We start from the raw sequence: 17,808 nt of genomic DNA on the forward strand, positions 1-17,808 counted from the left end.
TCAACTATTGGGCGCGTACCTGAACCGGTTAGGATTTGTTCCTGTGAAATTGCTTTCACCGATGACTATGTGAAATTGCTTTCACCGATGACTAATTTATTGAAGCTATCAAATTCATACAGCGTTCCGGCAGTTCTATCCACCACGCGCCATTCAAAAGGGCTTGTAAAAGACGGAAAAATATTTTCCCGTGAAATATTGAAATAATCGCTTGTAACGTTTTTTTCATAATACCTTAGTCCCGATAAAAAAACAATGGCTAAAAGAAGCACGACAAACATCTTTGAATAATGCCCATTCATTCTCGAAGACGAATCTTGAAGCGTGTGCGGCTTGTTGTATTTATGAGAATTATTTTTTCGATTATCACTTATGAAAAGCACCAGATTTCTTCTCTTAAAAAGAGTATAGCCTAAAAGCGCCGCGCTTATGAGCATAAGAGTAAGATTAATATAGAAAAATAGCTCTGCTGAAGACCTTGCTTGGCTGAACGGATAAAGAAGCGCGAGCCCGAAAGTCGTAAGCCAGTCAAAAAGCCAAAAATAAATGTGTGCGTGATTCCGCGATGATAAAACAACAGTAAAGTATTGAAGAAAAGCGGTATCCAAGAGAGAAATATGTCTATATCCTGGGCAAGGCCTCCAAGAAGCAAGGCTGCACATTTTTCACGGTTTCTTTTGAAATATTTTCTCGCAAGAAAAGGGAATAATGCATGTGTTACGCCGTCCATAAAAACACAACACAATTCAGTAATACAATCATATGATGATACAGGTATATTAATTTTGATTTTCATTCCGGATAAATTATGTTCTCAGTTGAATCATTCCGGATAATTACCTAATCATTTGCGAAAATTATTTGTGGCATTGATTATCCAGTCAAAATGCAAAACAATATGAGCTAAAATAAGGAATGTAAACAACACTCCTGAAATATCATGAATTTCGCGTAACGATCTTTCGGAATACAATTTCAATATTCCTGTAATAATTACAACCGCCCCGGAAATCAAGAGCCCGGTATCAATCAGATAATTCAATTTAAATCGATTCATGTCAGTCCTCAAAGCGCATAATTCAATTCAAAAGATATTCAAAAAAAATCACTCATACCTCAGCGCATCCACGGGCTTAAGCTTTGAAGCCTGATAGGCAGGAACCATTCCCGCAATTATCCCTGCGCCTGATGAGACTGAAAGTGCCATGATTACTGAATTCAATGAAACTATCGAAATCGCGCCGCCCCTTGTCATTGGAATGTCGCCAATGAGCGACGCCATTGAACTTGAAAGCACTGCACCCAGGGCAACGCCAAGTATGCCTCCGATAAGCCCGATAAGCCCTGCATTAATGAGAAATATCGTCAGAATATCTCGGTTTCTTGCCCCGATCGCTTTCATAATCCCTATCTCTTTTGTCTTTTCAAGGACTGATGTAAACATAGTGTTCGCTACGCCAATAGCCCCGACAATCAGTGAGACTGCCGCTATTGCCGCAAGAAACGCAGTCATAGAGCTCATTGTTGATGCCATTGTCTGCTGCATCTGCTGGTTTGATGAGACTGAAAAATCCATGGTTTTTTGCGACACATGCCGCACTGCCATAAGTTTCGTCTCAATGTTGGTTATTGATTCGTTCAGCTGATTTTGGTCTCTTACCTTAACGACAATGGTGTCATAAACATCAGTTGTCTTGTCCGGTATAACCTGAAATGCCATCTGAATGGGCATGTAAATATTCGTGCTTGTGTCGTCAAGAATACCCACAATGCGAAATGCGTTGCCGCCTATAGAAATCATTTTATTTATTCCAAGAGGCTGGCTAAAATATGATGACGCGAGCCTGCCTCCGATAACAACGACATTCTGGTCAGCAGAATCAAGCATTCTGCCCTGACTTATTTTACTCGCAGTTATCTGCGACCAGACCCGCTGATCCACTCCTGTCATAGACACCCTGCCGGATTTTCCAAGATATGACACATTCACAGTTCCCCGAATATTTGTATCAATTAGCGCTATGCTCGGCAATCCTCTTAACGCCTGAACATCAGCCCTGCCTAATATTGTTTCTTTTGTTGATGCCTGGGCGCCACTAGAACTGCCGCCAAAACTTCCTCCGCCGCGCTGCACAAACATATCTCCTCCGCGGGATGCTCCGGGAGTTATAGTTATTATATCCGCTCCAAGCCCGGTCAGCCGGGAGTTCACCGATTGCTGCATGCCTTCCCCAAGCGACACTATGGCAATTACCGCAGCGACTCCTATCACTATGCCGATTATGGTAAGCCAGCTTCGAAGTTTGCTGTGGCGCACCATATTGAATGCATGCTTGAAGGATTTGGTTATTTTCATTTTTAAATCACCCATGCTTTGATAAAAATGAAAAGCCTTGAACGAGCAAAGCGATTTTTAGGCGAAGCCTCAAAAGCTTGGAAATTCGAAGAATTTCCATGAAGTAAAAGGAGTTTCATTACAGACCACTGCTTAGTATTTTTGTGGATGCGCACCTAAACGCGGGCTGGATAATGTATTTTTTCGCTTCTTATATTCCCTGTAAGCGAAAGCCAGAGCAACCAGCACCGCTATTGCAATAATATAGTTGGTGTATGGCGATGATGTACTGCTTGGCGCGCTTCTTGCACTGCCTTGTAAAAACGCACTGCCGCTTGCAGTCAAATTGCTTTGGGCACCCAAAGTAACGCTCTTTTCGAGAACGTGCCTTGCTCCCATAGTATCTGTATACGCGACTTGAATCGCAATCGCGCCTGCCGAGCTATTAGCCGACATTTGCGCGAACCTGTCCTGCGTTGCATTGAATGTCGCATTAGCTATCGCAGCGCGCCTGTTCTGAAAAGCCATATTGCCGGTTGAAGTCGAATTGCTCCTTGAAGACTGCAGTTTGAAGCTTGCAACAGTGTAATCTCCTTTATTCAGGTTTCCTATCATAACTGAATTTGAGCCGCTAACACTCCAGCCCATTTGTGGAGGTACACTTACTGAAACTGAGTTTGCAGGCGTGCTCCCTACATTTGCAATGCTGAATGATGTCGAGCCGCTTGAGCTGTCTGAAAAAGCCACATCAAAATCGGTTTCTCCGCCGACATAAACACCGGCAATTGTTGAAATTGTTTTTGCCGAACTGTTCCCTGACTGTGCGTAGGTTAAGCGCAGATTTAACTGGTACAATCCAAGAACTGCATTTGTATCCGCAATTACCTGATATTCGACCTCGGCGCTGTCGCCGATACCTATATACTTAATGTATTTTGTATTATCGCTTCCAACAGGAAGAATTATTTTATCCGGATTCTCCCAGCTGAATGTCAGGTCGCTCAAAGGAGAGTTTCCGACATTGTTGATTGTAAATTTTATGCGGGTCTGTTTTCCCGGAACAAGCAATGTCTGATCGATGTGAATTATTTCCGCGCTCTCTTTGGCCCGGACTGCGATGGCCAGCTTCTTGTAAACTACAATATTTGAATCAGCCTCATAATATTTTAGGTTCAATTCATAGGTTCCTGCAAAGGCGTTCTTATCAACATTAACACGGTATTTTGCTATTCTTAGATTTTGGCTGCCCATTTGGTATGCATTGATAGTTCCCAGATTTTGAGCCGGATCATCTCCAGGAACAAGTGCAAACGGATATTTGGGTTCAAGTTCGAGCATAAAGTTATTTGCAGAAGTGCTTCCGGTATTCTCCACACCCAAACGCAAATCCATAATATTTCCTGCAATAGCCGGATCAGGGTCCTGATTCACAAGACTGATGGAAATCGCACTATAGTCTTCCGCGCCGGCATAAGATGACGGAATGCACACCGCCACTGCCAACAATATCAAAGCAATAATTTTTTTAATTTTCATTTTTTATCAACCTATTACAGCCTATTGATTCGTTTTCAGTTATTTTTATTATCTGCCCGTCTTTCAGCTCAACAATCACTCGCGCGTATTTTGCAAGTGCGAGCTCGTGCGTTATCATTATAATTGTCTTTCCCTCTTCTATCCAAAGCCTGCAAAGAAGCTCCATGATTTTTTTGCCCGTTACGCTATCCAAAGCCCCGGAAGGCTCGTCAGCAAGAAGTATTTCTGGATTTCCTGCAAGGCTCCTTGCAACAGATACTCTTTGCTGCTGGCCTCCGGAAAGTTCAGTAGGGCGATGATGCATCCTATCGCCAAGGCCCACAACATGCAGAATATCTTTCGCCCGCCTCGCCGCATCCTCATCACTGTATTCTAAAAATTCTAATGGAAGCAAAACATTTTCAAATGCGGACATCGACGGTATCAGATTATATTGCTGAAAAACAAAGCCGATTGTACTGCCCCTAAAAGACGCCAAATCAGACTCAGTTAGTGTACTGATATCCTGCGTTTTTAGATATATGTGCCCGCGTGACGGCGTATCAAGGCATCCCATTAAATTCATCAGTGTCGACTTGCCGCTGCCTGATGCACCGGTTATCGCTACAAAATCACCTTGCTTTATATCAAGGCTTATGCCTCTTAAAGCAGGGACTTCCACAGCCCCCATTTTGTATATCTTCCAAACATTTTCAAGGCGGAGTATTACCTTTTCTGAGGATTTTTGTGCTTTCACTTGCGTTTTCATAAAATTGCCAAAGATACTAATATCAAAAATTGCTTAAATTATCCAACCAATGCGACATGCACAAATACAGTAATTATTGCGAGCCATACGAACCATTTGTGCGACTCGCACAGTTTGATAACTATGCGTTCACTTATTTTTGTTTTTATTAGCTTTACAAAATTTCTGTTCATACATGTGCATGTGACGAGCATAGTGGGGATGCAAACAATGCGAGCCATCCGGTCAATATCATTAATCTAATCATTGTTTGCACCAAATTCTATTTTATTTCTTCAACGTTTAAAATTGAATTCAAATAATGGTGTCTTTGTAAAAATAAATGCGGTTATGGGGAACATAATTTTGCTTAAGTATATTAATTATTTTAATAAATAAGTCCCCATAACAGCTGTGTTTTTCTTATTGTCCGCGCATGCAATTTCCGCCAAATCCGCCTTTGTGGCCGAATCGCCCTCCAAAGCCCTGTTCAGTAGATCCATTCGCAACGGCATTGAATTCTTCCGCAGTCATTGCGTTGTTTGAATTCGCAAGATTTGCCGCGGCCAACTGATATGCGGCATAGTCCTTGTCCACAATGGCCTGCCTCACTGCTTTTGTCAATTCCATTCTATCAAACATTTTATTGTGCCGTTCGGCAATCCGGTTAAAGTTTTCCTGAGTCATAGTTTCAGACATCGCAGTTTTCCAAGACGCAAAATCCTTGTTTTCGATTGCCTGCCTTACTGCGGTTCTTTGCTGTTCGTCTGCAAAACCAAATCCGAAGGCAGATACAAGTCCTGCAGCCCCCAGTATTCCGATCAATGCCAAAGCCACCACATATATTGTTGTCTTTTTCATATTTTTCATATCGTTCACCACATTATTTGAATTCCATACGTGAATTCTTAGTTTCATATGAATGAAACCGTATATAAATGTTTGCTGAAACCATTTACAACTTCGGTTGTAAAACTTCAAATGATAATGAGAGGATAAAACAACGTTTCATTATTTTGAAACCCTGACAAATAGTTAAAATAGTTAATTTCAAAAGTTTATAAAGTTCATTTCGCTAACTATTGGTATGAACATCAAAAATAATCGAACACTGTTAATTATTTCCGCAGTAGCGATAATCATGTTTTTGATTGTTTTCTTTTCCAACGTATTTGAAGTTCGGGAATATGAACGAGCACCCAGATGCAAGATGAATGCATCGGATTCTTTTAGTATGAATTTTAGTATGAATGATACGTTCAGAAATGCGGGATCGCGCAATTCCATCCCTCTTTCTTACAGGTTGCTAATATCTCCCGCTCTATTAATGATTGCGGCAGTTTTAGCAACATATTATTTTATCTCGCGCCGCCTTGAGGAAAAGCTGGAAAAGAATATGGCTATTATATCCAAGCTTATTGATAAAAATAATAATTCAAATAATTCACTTTCGAAAGAAAGTGCTCTAAAAGAAAGTACGGGAAAAATGGATAATGCGGCAGTTTTGAAGTTCTTTAATTCAAACGAGCGCAAAATCCTCGAAGAGCTTATTGAAAAAAACGGCTCGGTTTTACAGTCGGAAATAAGCCGGATGAATGGAATGAACAAGTTAAGAACCCACAGAACATTGAAGGATCTTGAAAGAAAAGGCATAATAAAAACAGAAAGCCACGGCAAGACCAACCGAGTCATAATGGCAGACGATATCAAAGAAATCCTTCTAAAAAAATGAATGTGGGGTGTTGATTTTTAAAAATTTGTGCCGTTCTTTAAATGTCTGGTTAGTTCTTTTCCGAACGGTTCGGTTCCGAAACATTTATAAGTTTGGCGAGGCAATACCGATATATGATTGGCCTCTGGAACACATCCGGCAAAAAGAAATGCGGAAGCATTCTTACAATTTATGTTCTTCAATCTCTTGACAAAAAGCCAAAATCAGGATATGAATTGCTTTCTGAAATCCGGGAAAAAACCGGCGGCAAGTGGGCTCCAAGCAAAGGAACGCTATATCCAATACTTGGGCAGCTGCAAAAACAAAAGCTGATTGAAATAAGCAAAACCGGAAAGCGCGCAAAAAACATTTTCAGAGTTACTTCTGCGGGCAAAACGTCTCTGTCAGAACTCGGAAAGAAAAGAAAAGAATGGCGCGAAAATTTCCTCAAATTCAGAAATCTGTTCGCAGATATTTTAGGCGAGGAGCGCGCGGAAGTTTCAAGCCTAATTTTCGAAATAAAGGATGCTGCGCTCAGGCTCTCGGAAGAAAAGAAAAAAGAAGTTGCTGCCAGGGCGCTTGAAAAATGCCTGCTGGAATTAAAGAATCTGGAAGGGAAAAACTTATGATTAAGGGGACGATTAAAGAAAATAAGGAAGTGTATGCAATTGAATGCAAAAATCTCACCAAGAAGTTCGGCAATTTCACAGCAGTAGATTCATCAAACCTAAAAATCAAAAAAGGCGAGCTTTTCGGATTTCTTGTGCCCAACGGCGCGGGAAAAACAACGACAATAAAAATTCTGACAGGACAGATAAAGCCGGATTCCGGAGCAGTAAAAGTGCTTGGCGCAGATGTTCTTCGCGAGCCGATAAAGGTAAGGGAACTTGCCGGAATAATTCCGGAACAAAAAACCCCGAGCTTTTTTAGTCAATTGTAAAATAGCGTTTATTAGATTTATTAGCAATCGCGCATAATTAAACACATGCCCAAAAAGCTCATGAAAATCTCTGAGATTTTCAAGTCTTTCAACCCAAGTATCGAGGTGATTGGTTGAAACTCATCGAGGTCAAAGACGTCTGGAAAATATATGATATGGACGGCGCGGAAGGGGAGGACTGCACAAAGGTGACTGCGCTTAGCGGCCTTAATGTCACGGTGAACAAAGGCGACTTTCTGATAATTATGGGGCCTTCAGGCTCCGGAAAATCTACTGCAATGAATATGGTGGGCTGCCTTGACCGGCCAAGCAAAGGCCAGATTCTGCTTGACGGAGAGGATATCGCAAAAATGTCTGAAAGCGAGCTTGCAAAAGTGCGAGGCAAAAAAATCGGATTTGTCTTCCAGAAATTCAACCTTATCAACAGCTTGAGCGCGACAGAAAATGTAGCGCTTCCGCTTGTTTTTCAAGGCGTGCCGGAAGATGAAAGAGAGGCGCGCGCAAAAATGCTGCTTGAAATGGTAAATCTCGGCCACCGCCTAAATCATCGGCCGTCGCAGATGTCCGGAGGAGAGCAGCAGAGGGTTGCGATTGCAAGGGCGCTTGCAAACGATCCAGAGATACTCTTGGCTGATGAACCTACCGGAAACCTTGATTCAAAAACAGGCGCGCAAATCATGGCGATGCTGCGCGAGCTTCATGAAACAGAGAAAAAAACAATTGTCCTTATAACGCACGACATAACTTTAAAATTGGATCATGAAAAAGTGGTTTACCTCAAGGACGGAAAAAACGTCGCGAAATTATAAATAACTGTCGAACAGCTTTAAGCTTTTATAAGCATTAATTCAAATAATTTGATAGATCGTATAATAATTTTTACTATATGGTGGTTTTATGAAAAACAAATGTTTTGTTTTGTCGGTGCTGGTTTTATCAATAATGCTTGTTTCGGAAATCTCTTTTGCAGCTTCCGGAACATCTTCAATATATGTTTCTGTTGCAAAGTACGAGCCATTTCCTGCTGAAGCAGGGCAGTATCTTGATATTTGGTTTAAATTGGAAAATACGGGCACCGAATTATCAGATGGTGTGATTATAGAACTCTTGCCTGCATTTCCATTCTCGCTTGAAACAGGTGATGCTGTAAAATCACTGGGCACAGTTCCTTCAGGAAGTACTGAGCTTGTCAAGTACCGCATAAAGGTCGCTGAAAAAGCAACATCAGGAGACAATATACTTCAAGTAAGATACAAATCAAGCACACTTAGTGAATGGGTTACAAAAGACGCGGATATTTCAATACAGGTGCATGATGCGGTGCTATCGGTTTCCAGCATTTCTTCTGCAGAAATGGCTCCCGGAAATGCCAGAACTGTAACAATATCTCTTGAAAACATGGCAGACACTTATCTGAAGGACATTTCAGCAGTATTTGACTTCTCTTCAGCAACACTTCCTTTTGCAACACTGGACTCCATAAACGAAAAAAGAATTGTCAGCATGCCTGCAAAAGGAAAAGCAGAGGTTTCTTTTGAAATAATAACTTCGCCGGATGCGGCATCGGGCGTCTACAAAGCCCCCCTAACATTAAGCTATTCTGATACAACAAATAAAAAATACACGAGAGAATACACTATCGGATTTGTTGTAAATTCAAGGCCGGATTTCCAAATAGGCCTGCAGAAATACGACGCAATGACCGAGGGCTCGACAGGAACGGTAACAATAAGCGTGTCAAACACAGGGCCGGGCACAATAAAATTCATGTCAATGGATCTTCTTCCGTCTGTTGGATATGAGATATTCGGGGAAAAAAGCATATATCTTGGAAACCTGAACTCTGACGACTACCAGACGGGGTCGTTCAAAATATATGTGAAGCCGGGTGTGCTTGGCGAATCAAAAACCCTGCCTCTTGAAATCTCGCTGAAATACAGGGACGGCCTGAACAATGTTTATTCAAAAGATGTTTCACTTGATTTGCGCGTCTATACGCAGTCCGAAATCAAATCATACGGCCTTGCGCCGGCCAGCGGAAGCAGCACAACTATTTATGTGATAATTGCGCTTGCTGTAATTTATTACGCTTACAAGAAATTTTTCAAAAAGAAGGCAAAAATCTAATAGGGGTTATCTGAGGTAAATTATATGCTTCTCGAATATTTTCGCCTCACGCTGAAAAACATAAGGCACAGGAAAATGCGAAGCTGGCTGACGATTCTTGGAATCATAATCGGCGTCGCATCCGTAGTCTCGCTGATATCGATAGGCCAGGGGCTCGAGAATGCGATTAACGCGCAGTTTGAACAGATGGGGACTCAGGTAATCATGGTAATGCCGAAAGGGCTGCAGACCGGATTTGCAAGCGGGCTCACAGACGATGATGTAAAAACAATAGAAAATCTCCCATATTTTGATTTTGTCACGCCGCTGGTCGTCAGCACGGCAGAGGTTGAATACAAGAGGGAAAAAAAGTTTGTAATGGTTAACGGCTTTCCGACAAAAGGCGCGGAAGACAGATTCTCCGGCATGGATTTTACTATCGGGGAAGGCAGATATTTTAACCCGAATGAAAAATATGGCATTATTCTTGGCTACAATGTCGCAAAAGATATGTTTGACAAGGAAATTCCGATACGTTCGCGCATAAAACTTAACGGAATTGATTTTACTGTAGTTGGAGTTTTCGAACAGCTCGGGCGGCCTGATGATGACCGCGCGATTTACGTGCCCCTTGATACAGCGCGCATTCTTTTCAACAAGCCCGATGAAGTAAATTTCATAATGCTGCGCGTCAAGCAGGGAACAGAAATCGCGCCTGTTGCCGAAACCCTGAAAAAAGAGCTGAAGCGCTCGCGCGGAAACGAGAATTTTGACGTATTCACCCCGGACCAGATACTGAAGCAAGCGGGGCAGATTCTTGGCGTGGTGCAATTGATTCTTGTCGGAATTGCTGCGATTTCCCTTGTTGTCGGAGGCATCGGCATAATGAATACGATGTACACTTCAGTTCTTGAGCGGACCAAAGAAATCGGAATAATGAAGGCGATAGGCGCTACAAATTATGATATCGCAGCAATATTTCTTACAGAATCGGGAATTCTCGGATTAATCGGCGGATTAGTGGGAATCATTCTTGGCTCAGCTGTTGCGCAAATTGTCGGAGTGGTTGCAAAAGCTCAAGGGTTCGGTCTGCTTTTGATAATCATCGATCCCGTAGTTGTCGGCGGCGCGCTTATGTTTGCATTTGTTGTTGGCGCGCTTTCGGGGCTTTTGCCTGCAAGGCATGCCGCATCGCTTCAGCCAGTGGATGCGCTGAGGTATGAGTAAATCAACAGATATATAAATACCGGAAGTCCTAATTCTGAAGGGAAATCACCCGAGGAGTATTTATGGAAAAAATAGTGGCTCTTGATTTTGACAGGTTTCTTGTACCCGGCAACACAAAGGAAGAATTTGCAGGCATGATTTTTGAAAATGCCGTAAAGGATTTGGATGTTGCCAAAATAAGCAAGCTTATTTACAACGGCCTGTATACGAAGCATTACCTGAACGAATTCAACAAATATGCAAATGCCGGAAATATGCCTGATGCTGAAATATCTATAATAAACGCATATGACACTTACGACAAAATAATAAAAGGCATTCCAGAATCGCTGCTTCATGAATTCTCAAAAGGATATGCGCCGGAGTTTTCAAAAGATGGAAAAGAGGTTCTAAAGAAACTAAATGACCGCGAGTGGAACCTGTATCTTGTCAGCGGCGCGATGCAACCGTGTGTTAAAATCATTCTTGAAAAAAATGGCGTAGATGACCTTTTCAAAGGAATTTACTGCAATACGCTTAAAGTTTGATAATGGAATAATTCAAGGGCTTGAAAAAGAAATAATGATGCTCGGTGACAAAGTTATCCGGATGACGAAAGAAAAACCGTATCAGAATATTTCAAGAGATGTTATTGCAATTGGGCACGATTTATTTGACCTGGGGCTTCTGAATGCAGCAAACTTGGCAATAATTCTTGACACTGTTGAAAACCCTGCCGATCCAAAAGTAAAAGAAATGGGAGATGCACGAAGAAAAGAAGGCAGAAAAACAAGGATAATATACCATCTTTATGAGCTTCCGGAACGCTGGACCAGATGGAACACATAATGCGAAGGCAATAGCCATCCTATTGCTGGCTGTTATTGTAAAGGGTTATGGCAAGAAGCAGCGCAAACAATATGAATGTTGCAAGAAGCGCATAATCCGTAAATGAATATCCCATAAAGAGTCGCTATTAATAACTCGCTCCAAACATATATTAATCTTTCCCTACATAGTTTATTATGCGCACAAGTTCTTCGGAATGGAGTTCAAAAAAATCGAATTGTAAGTGGATAATAATAACAGGCGGCGTTCTTTCAGGTCTTGGCAAAGGCATAGTTTCTGCAAGCATCGGCAGGCTTTTGAATACTGCTGCGAAAGTAGTTCCGATAAAATGCGACGGGTATCTGAATGTCGATCCGGGCACGATAAATCCTTATGAGCACGGCGAAGTTTTTGTTCTTGAAGACGGCGGCGAGGTCGATATGGACTTCGGCCACTACGAACGATTTATGAACATCAATGCAAAGTTTTCATGGAATCTCACTTCAGGCAAGATATTCAAGTCAGTAATTGATAGGGAGCGCAAAGGCGATTTTCTCGGCAAAACCGTGCAGATGATTCCGCAGGTAACTGATGAAATAAAGCAGACGTTCAAAAAAATCGCTCTTGAGGAAAATGCGGATGTTGTAATAATAGAAATCGGCGGCACTGTAGGAGATATCGAGAATATGCTGTTCCTTGAGGCTGTAAGGCAAATGCGCGTGGATGTCGGGCGCGAAAACATCATGTATGTCCATCTTTCGCTGGTTCCTGAAGCAAACGGAGAGCAGAAGACAAAGCCCACACAGCAGAGTATAAAGATTCTGCAGGGAATCGGGATACAGCCGGATATCATAGTCGGAAGGTCGGCGCAAAAGCTCACGGATAAATCAAAGGAAAGAATCGCGCTTTTCTGCAATGTCGAGAAAAAAGAAGTCATAAGCGACCCTGATTCTTCAACGATTTATGAGATACCCGTCATTTTTGAGGAAGAGGGTCTTCTTAATCTGATAAATGATAAATTCGATATTGGCGCGAAACAGGATATGAAAAACTGGCGCGCAATTGTCGAAAAAATAAAGGCGTCGAAAAAAGAGGCCACTATCGCAGTCTGCGGAAAATACACGGATTTGCACGACGCCTACGCAAGCATAATTGAAGCTTTAAAGCACGCCGGTGCGAGACTTGGAGTCCTGCCGAAAATCGCATGGATTGAGACCACTGAAATCGAGAAGGGAAAAAAGAGCGTTTCGGATGCTCTAAGTGGCGTTGACGGAATCATAGTCCCGGGAGGTTGGGGCGCACGCGGAACTGAAGGCAAGATGCAAGTGATTAAGTTTGCACGCGAAAATAACATTCCATTCCTTGGGCTTTGCTACGGATTGCAGCTGGCGCTTATCGAATTTGCGCGCAATGTCTGCGGGCTTGACAGGGCAAATTCAATGGAAATTGACAAGGATACAAAGCATCCGGTGGTAAAAATATTACCCGGGCAGAACCTCAACAAAATGGGCGGAACATCGCGGCTTGGCGCGTATGAGGCGGATATCCTGAAGGGGTCGCGCGTGGAAAAAATTTATGGTTCGTTGAAAGTGTCGGAAAGGCACAGGCACCGCTATGAAGTCAATCCCGAATACCACGATTGCTTCAAAAAGAACGGCATGGTTCTTTCAGGCACTTCGGAAAACGGAAAGCTTGTGGAATTCATCGAGCTTCCGAATCACAAATTCTTTGTCGCAACGCAGGCGCATCCGGAGTTTAAGTCGCGTCTCGAAAAGCCTGCGCCGATGTTTTTGGAGTTTCTGAGAGCCAGTTCAACGTGATTTGGCTCTTAAAAAGCCTTGAGCGAAACGAAAGGATTTCTTAAAGCGGCATCACAGTAAACGCTTTAAGATAGCTTGGAAACCGCAGTCTCCATGATTTAGGAACTGCATCACTCACAATAATTCGCCATACCAATACTTGAATATGTAGGGGGGTCAAAAGTTTTTCTTGTTAGAATAATGTAAATAAGAGTAATAAACACAATAGGTCATAGTATAATACATATGGATGAAGAACAAACCCGAGAGCAAATAATCGATAACCAGTTAAAATCCGTTGGTTGGATTAAAAAATACGTAAAAGAAGAAGTTAATTCTGTTAGATCAATTTTTAAGAATAAGGAATATGTCTTATCTGAAGGTCCGAAGGATAATTCTGGACGATTTATTGATTATTTGCTGCTAGCTGAAGATAATGCTCCTCTTACAATAATAGAAGCAAAAAAGTTCTCCGTATCCGAAGATAATGGAAGATCACAGGCTAGAACTTACTCAAAAGATATTGAATCGCAGACAAATGAGAAACTCCCCATATTCTTGACTAATGGAGATAAATGGCTCTTAATAGATCAAGATGGTATAGAACGACATGTTAGCGGTCCGTTTTCACAAGAGGATTTGAAAAGGAGATCAGAATTATATCGTAAACGAAGAGATCCAACGGAAATAAATATAGGAAAGATTGTTACTCGGGATAGAAGTATTCTTATTGTTAAACAGATGATGGAACACATTCAAAAAGGGCACAGATCTGCCCTTATTTCGATGGCGACCGGGACTGGAAAAACCAGGGTTGCCATGGCCATGATTGATGTTCTTTTGAGAGCAAATGTTGTAAGAAATGTTTTATTTATTGCAGACCGGATTGCATTAACTAATCAAGCAAAATCTGCCGGATTCAAGGAATTTTTTAGTGGTGAAGCAGTAATTGATTTAAGGGATAATCCAAAAAGCTTTCCACCTGGGATGTATGTTTCAACAGTTCAAACACTTAGGGGTGGAAGACAAAACAAATTTTATAAAAAATTCAGTCCGGGTTTTTTTGATATGATTATCTTTGATGAGGCCCACCGGTCAATTTATGATCCGAATAGGGAAATTCATCAGTATTTTGATGCTATACGAATTGGTCTTACTGCAACACCATCAACTGCTGAAAGCAGAAACACGTTTGAATTATTTGATTGTGCGGACAATAAACCAACAGTCGAATATTCCTATGATGAAGCTTTAAGACCACCTCCTGTTTTAGTTCCTTTTCGAGCAGAAATTATTGATACTAAAGTTCTTTCTTTAGGAATTGAAGGAGCGAAATTGACGAAACAGCTTAAAGACCAGTTGAGAAAACAAGAGGAAGATCCGAGATATATGCTTCTTCCCGGTTCCTCCTTTGCAAAGGTGTTCATGGACGATAAAACCAACGAAGTTGTAATAAGGGAGTTTGTTAATCGGTGTTATAAGTCTGATGAAGGAAAGCCGGCAAAAACCATCTTTTTTTGTGCGAATGTAAATCATGCAAAGCACATCAAACGTATATTCAACAAGCTTTTCCCAAAACTAAGTAATGATGTTCAGATAATTGTTTCTGAAATTTATCGATATACTGATGAAATTTCCCGGTTTAAATTAGATTCTGAGCCAAGAATTGCGTTATCTGTCGGTGTTTTAGACACCGGCGTTGATATTCCGGAAGTATGTAACCTTGTATTTGTAAAACCAGTTTTTTCAAAGATACGTTTCTGGCAGATGCTTGGCAGGGGAACAAGAAACTGGGAATCATGTAAACACAAAGAATGGCTTCCAAACAGGGAGAAAAATGATTTTCTTATACTGGATTTTACAATCGGCGGGCATTCAAATGTCAAATATCATAATCTTAAAGAAGCTAAAGAAAGAAAAACAGGAACAGACGCTCTTACTCGCATATTTTTGAACCGTGTGGAATTATTGAAGAAAAAAATGGACGCCAAGCAAAAGCTATTATTGGAGGACAAAATCATAAAAGAAGTTGAGTCCCTAGACAAAGATTCGTTTATTGTCAGAGAAAAGCTTCCAATAATCAGAAAAGTTGTTTCCAGAAAATTTGACTTAAAAGAGTATGTTTCTGAATTGAAAAATGACATTGCTCCAATGATTTCATTAAATCCGGGCAAAAACCCTATGGTTTCTTCATTTATTTTGTCAGTTGAAAAATTGTTTAAGTACATCCTAGATGGGAACCGAGAGGAAATAATAGGCATCAAAGAATATGTTGAAGAAAAAATGGAAAACATTCTGCAGAAAGACAATCTAGAGCACGTTCAAGAGAAGCGAGAAGATATATTAAAGGTTCTTCAGGAAACATTCTGGGACGAAATTACATTTGAGGATGTGGAGTTTATTATTACTGAGCTTGCCCCTTTAATGGTGTATTATGAAAAGAAGGATCCAAAACGGATGCTTCAGGTGGATGCTCCAGACATGCTAATAAGAGAAGAAATTGCACATTACGGAGTTAAAGAGGATGAAGAACTCAAAAAATTCTTAGAAGCGAACTTACTTGCCAGAAAAATAACTGATGGCAGCGGTATAACGCCGGCAGAGCTTCTTGAACTGGAAAGCCAATTAAGAGCATTAAGGCCGGGAATGACTATTGAAAATGTGCAAAAGATCCAAAAGATAGATTTCCTGCTTTTCTTAAGAAAAATTCTTGGCCTAAAACGGGAGTACGATCCTCAGGTTCTGATAGAACAGGAATTTGACAAGCACATTATCGATAAAAATCAAGATTACACATCAGAACAGATAAAGTTTTTGAATGTCTTAAAAAAAGTATTTGCCCGCACAAAGCACATTGAATTAAAGGATTTTACAGTCCCGCCGTTATCAAATGAGCGGCCTTTAGACAAATTCCAGACATCTGAACTGCAAAAGATTGTTCTTGAGTGCAATAAGATTAAGATGCGTTGATTTAAGATGTTTTAATGTCTTTCATTCGTATTTCTAGAATTTGGGCTTTTAATCCGCTCGGAGCCGTAAATTTATTGTCTTTTATCGAATATGTTTTGTCGATATTTAATTTTTCGATTACATGCTCTATTTTTTCAATGTTAGTTTTACCAATTGCATGCATTCTTACAAAAGGTATATCTTTTAATTGAAGTCTGGACTTTAGCTCTTCTTCGATCATTTCTTCTGTTTTATTATTCCCTACGAAAACAGCTAAAGGGAAAAAATGTATTGTGTTGTTAAAGAATTCCCTGTATTTTTGGGCATATTCGTTTCCATATTCTGTTTTATAAATTTCCATAAATGGAATTAGCATTTCATCAAAATAGCCGCCGCCAATCAAATTAAATATTCTCGACCCCTTTTCAGGATAGTTTAAGATAAGCTCCTTATGAAGTGCTTTGGCGTTAGAATTATTTTTATCAAAGGCCCGATTTACACGCCGTGCCATTATGATGCACCGTATATCTTCAAGTGGAAGAAGTTCTTTAAGTTTGTTAATATTCGAATTTTGCTCAATGGATAAGTCTTCATATTCAAAGTAGCTGTCTTCTAGATCCTTATGCACAACCTGAACTGGCAAGCTTTCTTGATCCTTATATTCTTCAAGTTTAACAAGAATTTTGTCAACAATTTTCGGATCCGTTATTGTCTGATTTCCAATAACGACAGACTTTGAATTTATGATGATTTTTCGGTTGTCTATTTTTATGTTTATTAATTTCTCCGGGATAATCCCTTTCAAGAAGTCAAGAAGCCCCATATTAATTCCCATTGCGTATAAAATACCCGACTAATTCAGATTCTTTATTTTTTAATGGAATTTTTGAGCCTATCAAAACACCCGCGAACTCAGAATCAGAAATGCTTTCAAAATTCTGTGATGTAATTGTTTTTCCTTCAGAATCGACTAATTCTGATTTTTTGTTTTTTGCATATCCCAGTGCTTTTATAATTCTTTCTTTTACAGAATTGTCGAATATAATAACTGGAGCAGTTGAATTACTCATAAAATAACCTCGAACTAACTTATTATGGGCGTTTATTTATAACTCTTTAATGTTTTGCCAATAGTTTCGTTAATTGTCTTTGTAATACATATATGATCTGTACAAGTATATATTATTACATATAACTTAATTATGTAGACTATGGTTTACATAAAAGTATATAAATCTTTGCGCTCAAATATTGAGTGATACTATGGAGTTTAAGACTATTTCTGCAAAGATGCCTATAGATGAGGTGCTTCTCTTTAAGGATTTCTGCAAGAAAAAGGGCGTATCTCCTGCTGCATTAATACGAGAACTTATATTACAGGAGTTGGATGTTCCCATACCGCATACTGTTTCTGGAAAAAATAAGATTGCATATAACCAAGAAACTGATAGGTTTATCTGGTCTGTAGAACTTGATAACGGCCAGACAATTGAGGTTTTGAATTATGTTTCTTCAAAGTTTTTAGAAAACCTTCTGGAGATTATAGAAAAAGGCTTAAATGAGCGCGCATCGTTCATAGGCAAAACGGAAAACGATTCGGTTCCTGTGCCAAGCGGTATTTTGAGGAGGAAAAAGCTATGACAAAACTGCCAGACGGATGGAAGGAAGTTG

20 protein-coding genes are annotated in these 17,808 nt (G+C 40.5%); 11 read left to right on the top strand and 9 right to left on the bottom strand.

Going from position 1 to position 17,808, the window contains the following annotated elements; genetic code table 11:
- Positions 1 to 65 precede the first annotated feature (65 nt).
- The 7 genes from KKB09_02075 to KKB09_02105 all read right to left on the bottom strand — a co-directional run bounded on the left by KKB09_02075 (position 66) and on the right by KKB09_02105 (position 5,468).
- Positions 66 to 437, bottom strand: coding sequence for a hypothetical protein (locus KKB09_02075; protein MBU4299982.1), 372 nt, complete (start codon positions 435 to 437; stop codon positions 66 to 68).
- Positions 428 to 796, bottom strand: a complete 369-nt coding sequence (locus tag KKB09_02080) for a metal-dependent hydrolase (GenBank protein ID MBU4299983.1) — start codon at positions 794 to 796, stop codon at positions 428 to 430. The genes KKB09_02075 and KKB09_02080 overlap by 10 nt, the downstream gene beginning before the upstream one ends.
- 48 nt (positions 797 to 844) lie before the next feature.
- The gene (locus KKB09_02085; protein MBU4299984.1) at positions 845 to 1,057 is read right to left on the bottom strand and encodes a DUF4405 domain-containing protein; all 213 of its coding nucleotides are present in this window, start codon (positions 1,055 to 1,057) and stop codon (positions 845 to 847) included.
- 48 nt (positions 1,058 to 1,105) lie between these two features.
- On the bottom strand, positions 1,106 to 2,356 hold the full coding sequence (locus KKB09_02090) for an ABC transporter permease (protein MBU4299985.1): 1,251 nt from the start codon (positions 2,354 to 2,356) through the stop codon (positions 1,106 to 1,108).
- A gap of 132 nt (positions 2,357 to 2,488) precedes the next feature.
- Positions 2,489 to 3,871 carry a COG1361 S-layer family protein gene (locus KKB09_02095; GenBank protein ID MBU4299986.1) on the bottom strand — a complete coding sequence of 461 codons (1,383 nt, stop codon included), beginning with the start codon at positions 3,869 to 3,871 and terminating at the stop codon, positions 2,489 to 2,491.
- Entirely contained in the window at positions 3,861 to 4,619 is a 759-nt protein-coding gene (locus tag KKB09_02100; protein MBU4299987.1) for an ABC transporter ATP-binding protein, read from the bottom strand. Before KKB09_02100 ends, KKB09_02095 begins: the two co-directional genes overlap by 11 nt.
- Positions 4,620 to 5,021: 402 nt before the next feature.
- Positions 5,022 to 5,468, bottom strand: coding sequence for a hypothetical protein (locus KKB09_02105; protein ID MBU4299988.1), 447 nt, complete (start codon positions 5,466 to 5,468; stop codon positions 5,022 to 5,024).
- A 217-nt stretch (positions 5,469 to 5,685) separates the two neighbouring features.
- Between KKB09_02105 and KKB09_02110 the strand changes: the two genes are divergently transcribed.
- The 10 genes from KKB09_02110 to KKB09_02155 all read left to right on the top strand — a co-directional run bounded on the left by KKB09_02110 (position 5,686) and on the right by KKB09_02155 (position 16,158).
- Positions 5,686 to 6,330 carry a winged helix-turn-helix transcriptional regulator gene (locus KKB09_02110; GenBank protein ID MBU4299989.1) on the top strand — a complete coding sequence of 215 codons (645 nt, stop codon included), beginning with the start codon at positions 5,686 to 5,688 and terminating at the stop codon, positions 6,328 to 6,330.
- Positions 6,331 to 6,443: 113 nt separating this feature from the next.
- A complete protein-coding gene (locus KKB09_02115; GenBank protein MBU4299990.1) occupies positions 6,444 to 6,938 on the top strand; it encodes a PadR family transcriptional regulator in 495 nt (164 codons plus the stop codon).
- Positions 6,935 to 7,249 (top strand): ATP-binding cassette domain-containing protein, encoded by a 315-nt coding sequence (locus KKB09_02120; GenBank protein MBU4299991.1) that lies wholly within the window; start codon positions 6,935 to 6,937, stop codon positions 7,247 to 7,249. The genes KKB09_02115 and KKB09_02120 overlap by 4 nt, the downstream gene beginning before the upstream one ends.
- 155 nt (positions 7,250 to 7,404) lie before the next feature.
- Positions 7,405 to 8,058 (top strand): ABC transporter ATP-binding protein, encoded by a 654-nt coding sequence (locus KKB09_02125; protein ID MBU4299992.1) that lies wholly within the window; start codon positions 7,405 to 7,407, stop codon positions 8,056 to 8,058.
- 88 nt (positions 8,059 to 8,146) lie between these two features.
- Positions 8,147 to 9,376: a hypothetical protein gene (locus KKB09_02130; GenBank protein ID MBU4299993.1), complete on the top strand. Its 1,230-nt coding sequence runs from the start codon at positions 8,147 to 8,149 to the stop codon at positions 9,374 to 9,376.
- 24 nt (positions 9,377 to 9,400) lie between these two features.
- Positions 9,401 to 10,582 carry an ABC transporter permease gene (locus KKB09_02135; GenBank protein MBU4299994.1) on the top strand — a complete coding sequence of 394 codons (1,182 nt, stop codon included), beginning with the start codon at positions 9,401 to 9,403 and terminating at the stop codon, positions 10,580 to 10,582.
- A gap of 62 nt (positions 10,583 to 10,644) precedes the next feature.
- The gene (locus tag KKB09_02140; protein MBU4299995.1) at positions 10,645 to 11,109 is read left to right on the top strand and encodes a hypothetical protein; all 465 of its coding nucleotides are present in this window, start codon (positions 10,645 to 10,647) and stop codon (positions 11,107 to 11,109) included.
- Positions 11,066 to 11,410, top strand: coding sequence for a hypothetical protein (locus tag KKB09_02145; protein ID MBU4299996.1), 345 nt, complete (start codon positions 11,066 to 11,068; stop codon positions 11,408 to 11,410). Before KKB09_02140 ends, KKB09_02145 begins: the two co-directional genes overlap by 44 nt.
- Positions 11,411 to 11,586: 176 nt before the next feature.
- Positions 11,587 to 13,209 carry a CTP synthase (glutamine hydrolyzing) gene (pyrG, locus tag KKB09_02150; GenBank protein MBU4299997.1) on the top strand — a complete coding sequence of 541 codons (1,623 nt, stop codon included), beginning with the start codon at positions 11,587 to 11,589 and terminating at the stop codon, positions 13,207 to 13,209.
- Positions 13,210 to 13,434: 225 nt separating this feature from the next.
- A complete protein-coding gene (locus KKB09_02155) occupies positions 13,435 to 16,158 on the top strand; it encodes a DEAD/DEAH box helicase family protein (GenBank protein ID MBU4299998.1) in 2,724 nt (907 codons plus the stop codon).
- A gap of 1 nt (position 16,159) precedes the next feature.
- On the opposite strand, the gene KKB09_02160 is transcribed toward KKB09_02155, so the two are convergent.
- Both KKB09_02160 and KKB09_02165 read right to left on the bottom strand, forming a co-directional pair.
- Entirely contained in the window at positions 16,160 to 16,960 is an 801-nt protein-coding gene (locus KKB09_02160) for a hypothetical protein (protein ID MBU4299999.1), read from the bottom strand.
- 1 nt (position 16,961) lies between these two features.
- Entirely contained in the window at positions 16,962 to 17,207 is a 246-nt protein-coding gene (locus KKB09_02165) for a hypothetical protein (protein ID MBU4300000.1), read from the bottom strand.
- A gap of 193 nt (positions 17,208 to 17,400) precedes the next feature.
- Between KKB09_02165 and KKB09_02170 the strand changes: the two genes are divergently transcribed.
- A complete protein-coding gene (locus KKB09_02170; GenBank protein ID MBU4300001.1) occupies positions 17,401 to 17,778 on the top strand; it encodes a hypothetical protein in 378 nt (125 codons plus the stop codon).
- Positions 17,779 to 17,808 lie beyond the last annotated feature (30 nt).

The sequence above is a fragment of the Nanoarchaeota archaeon genome (assembly GCA_018897155.1).
Lineage (GTDB): Archaea > EX4484-52 > EX4484-52 > EX4484-52 > LFW-46 > LFW-46.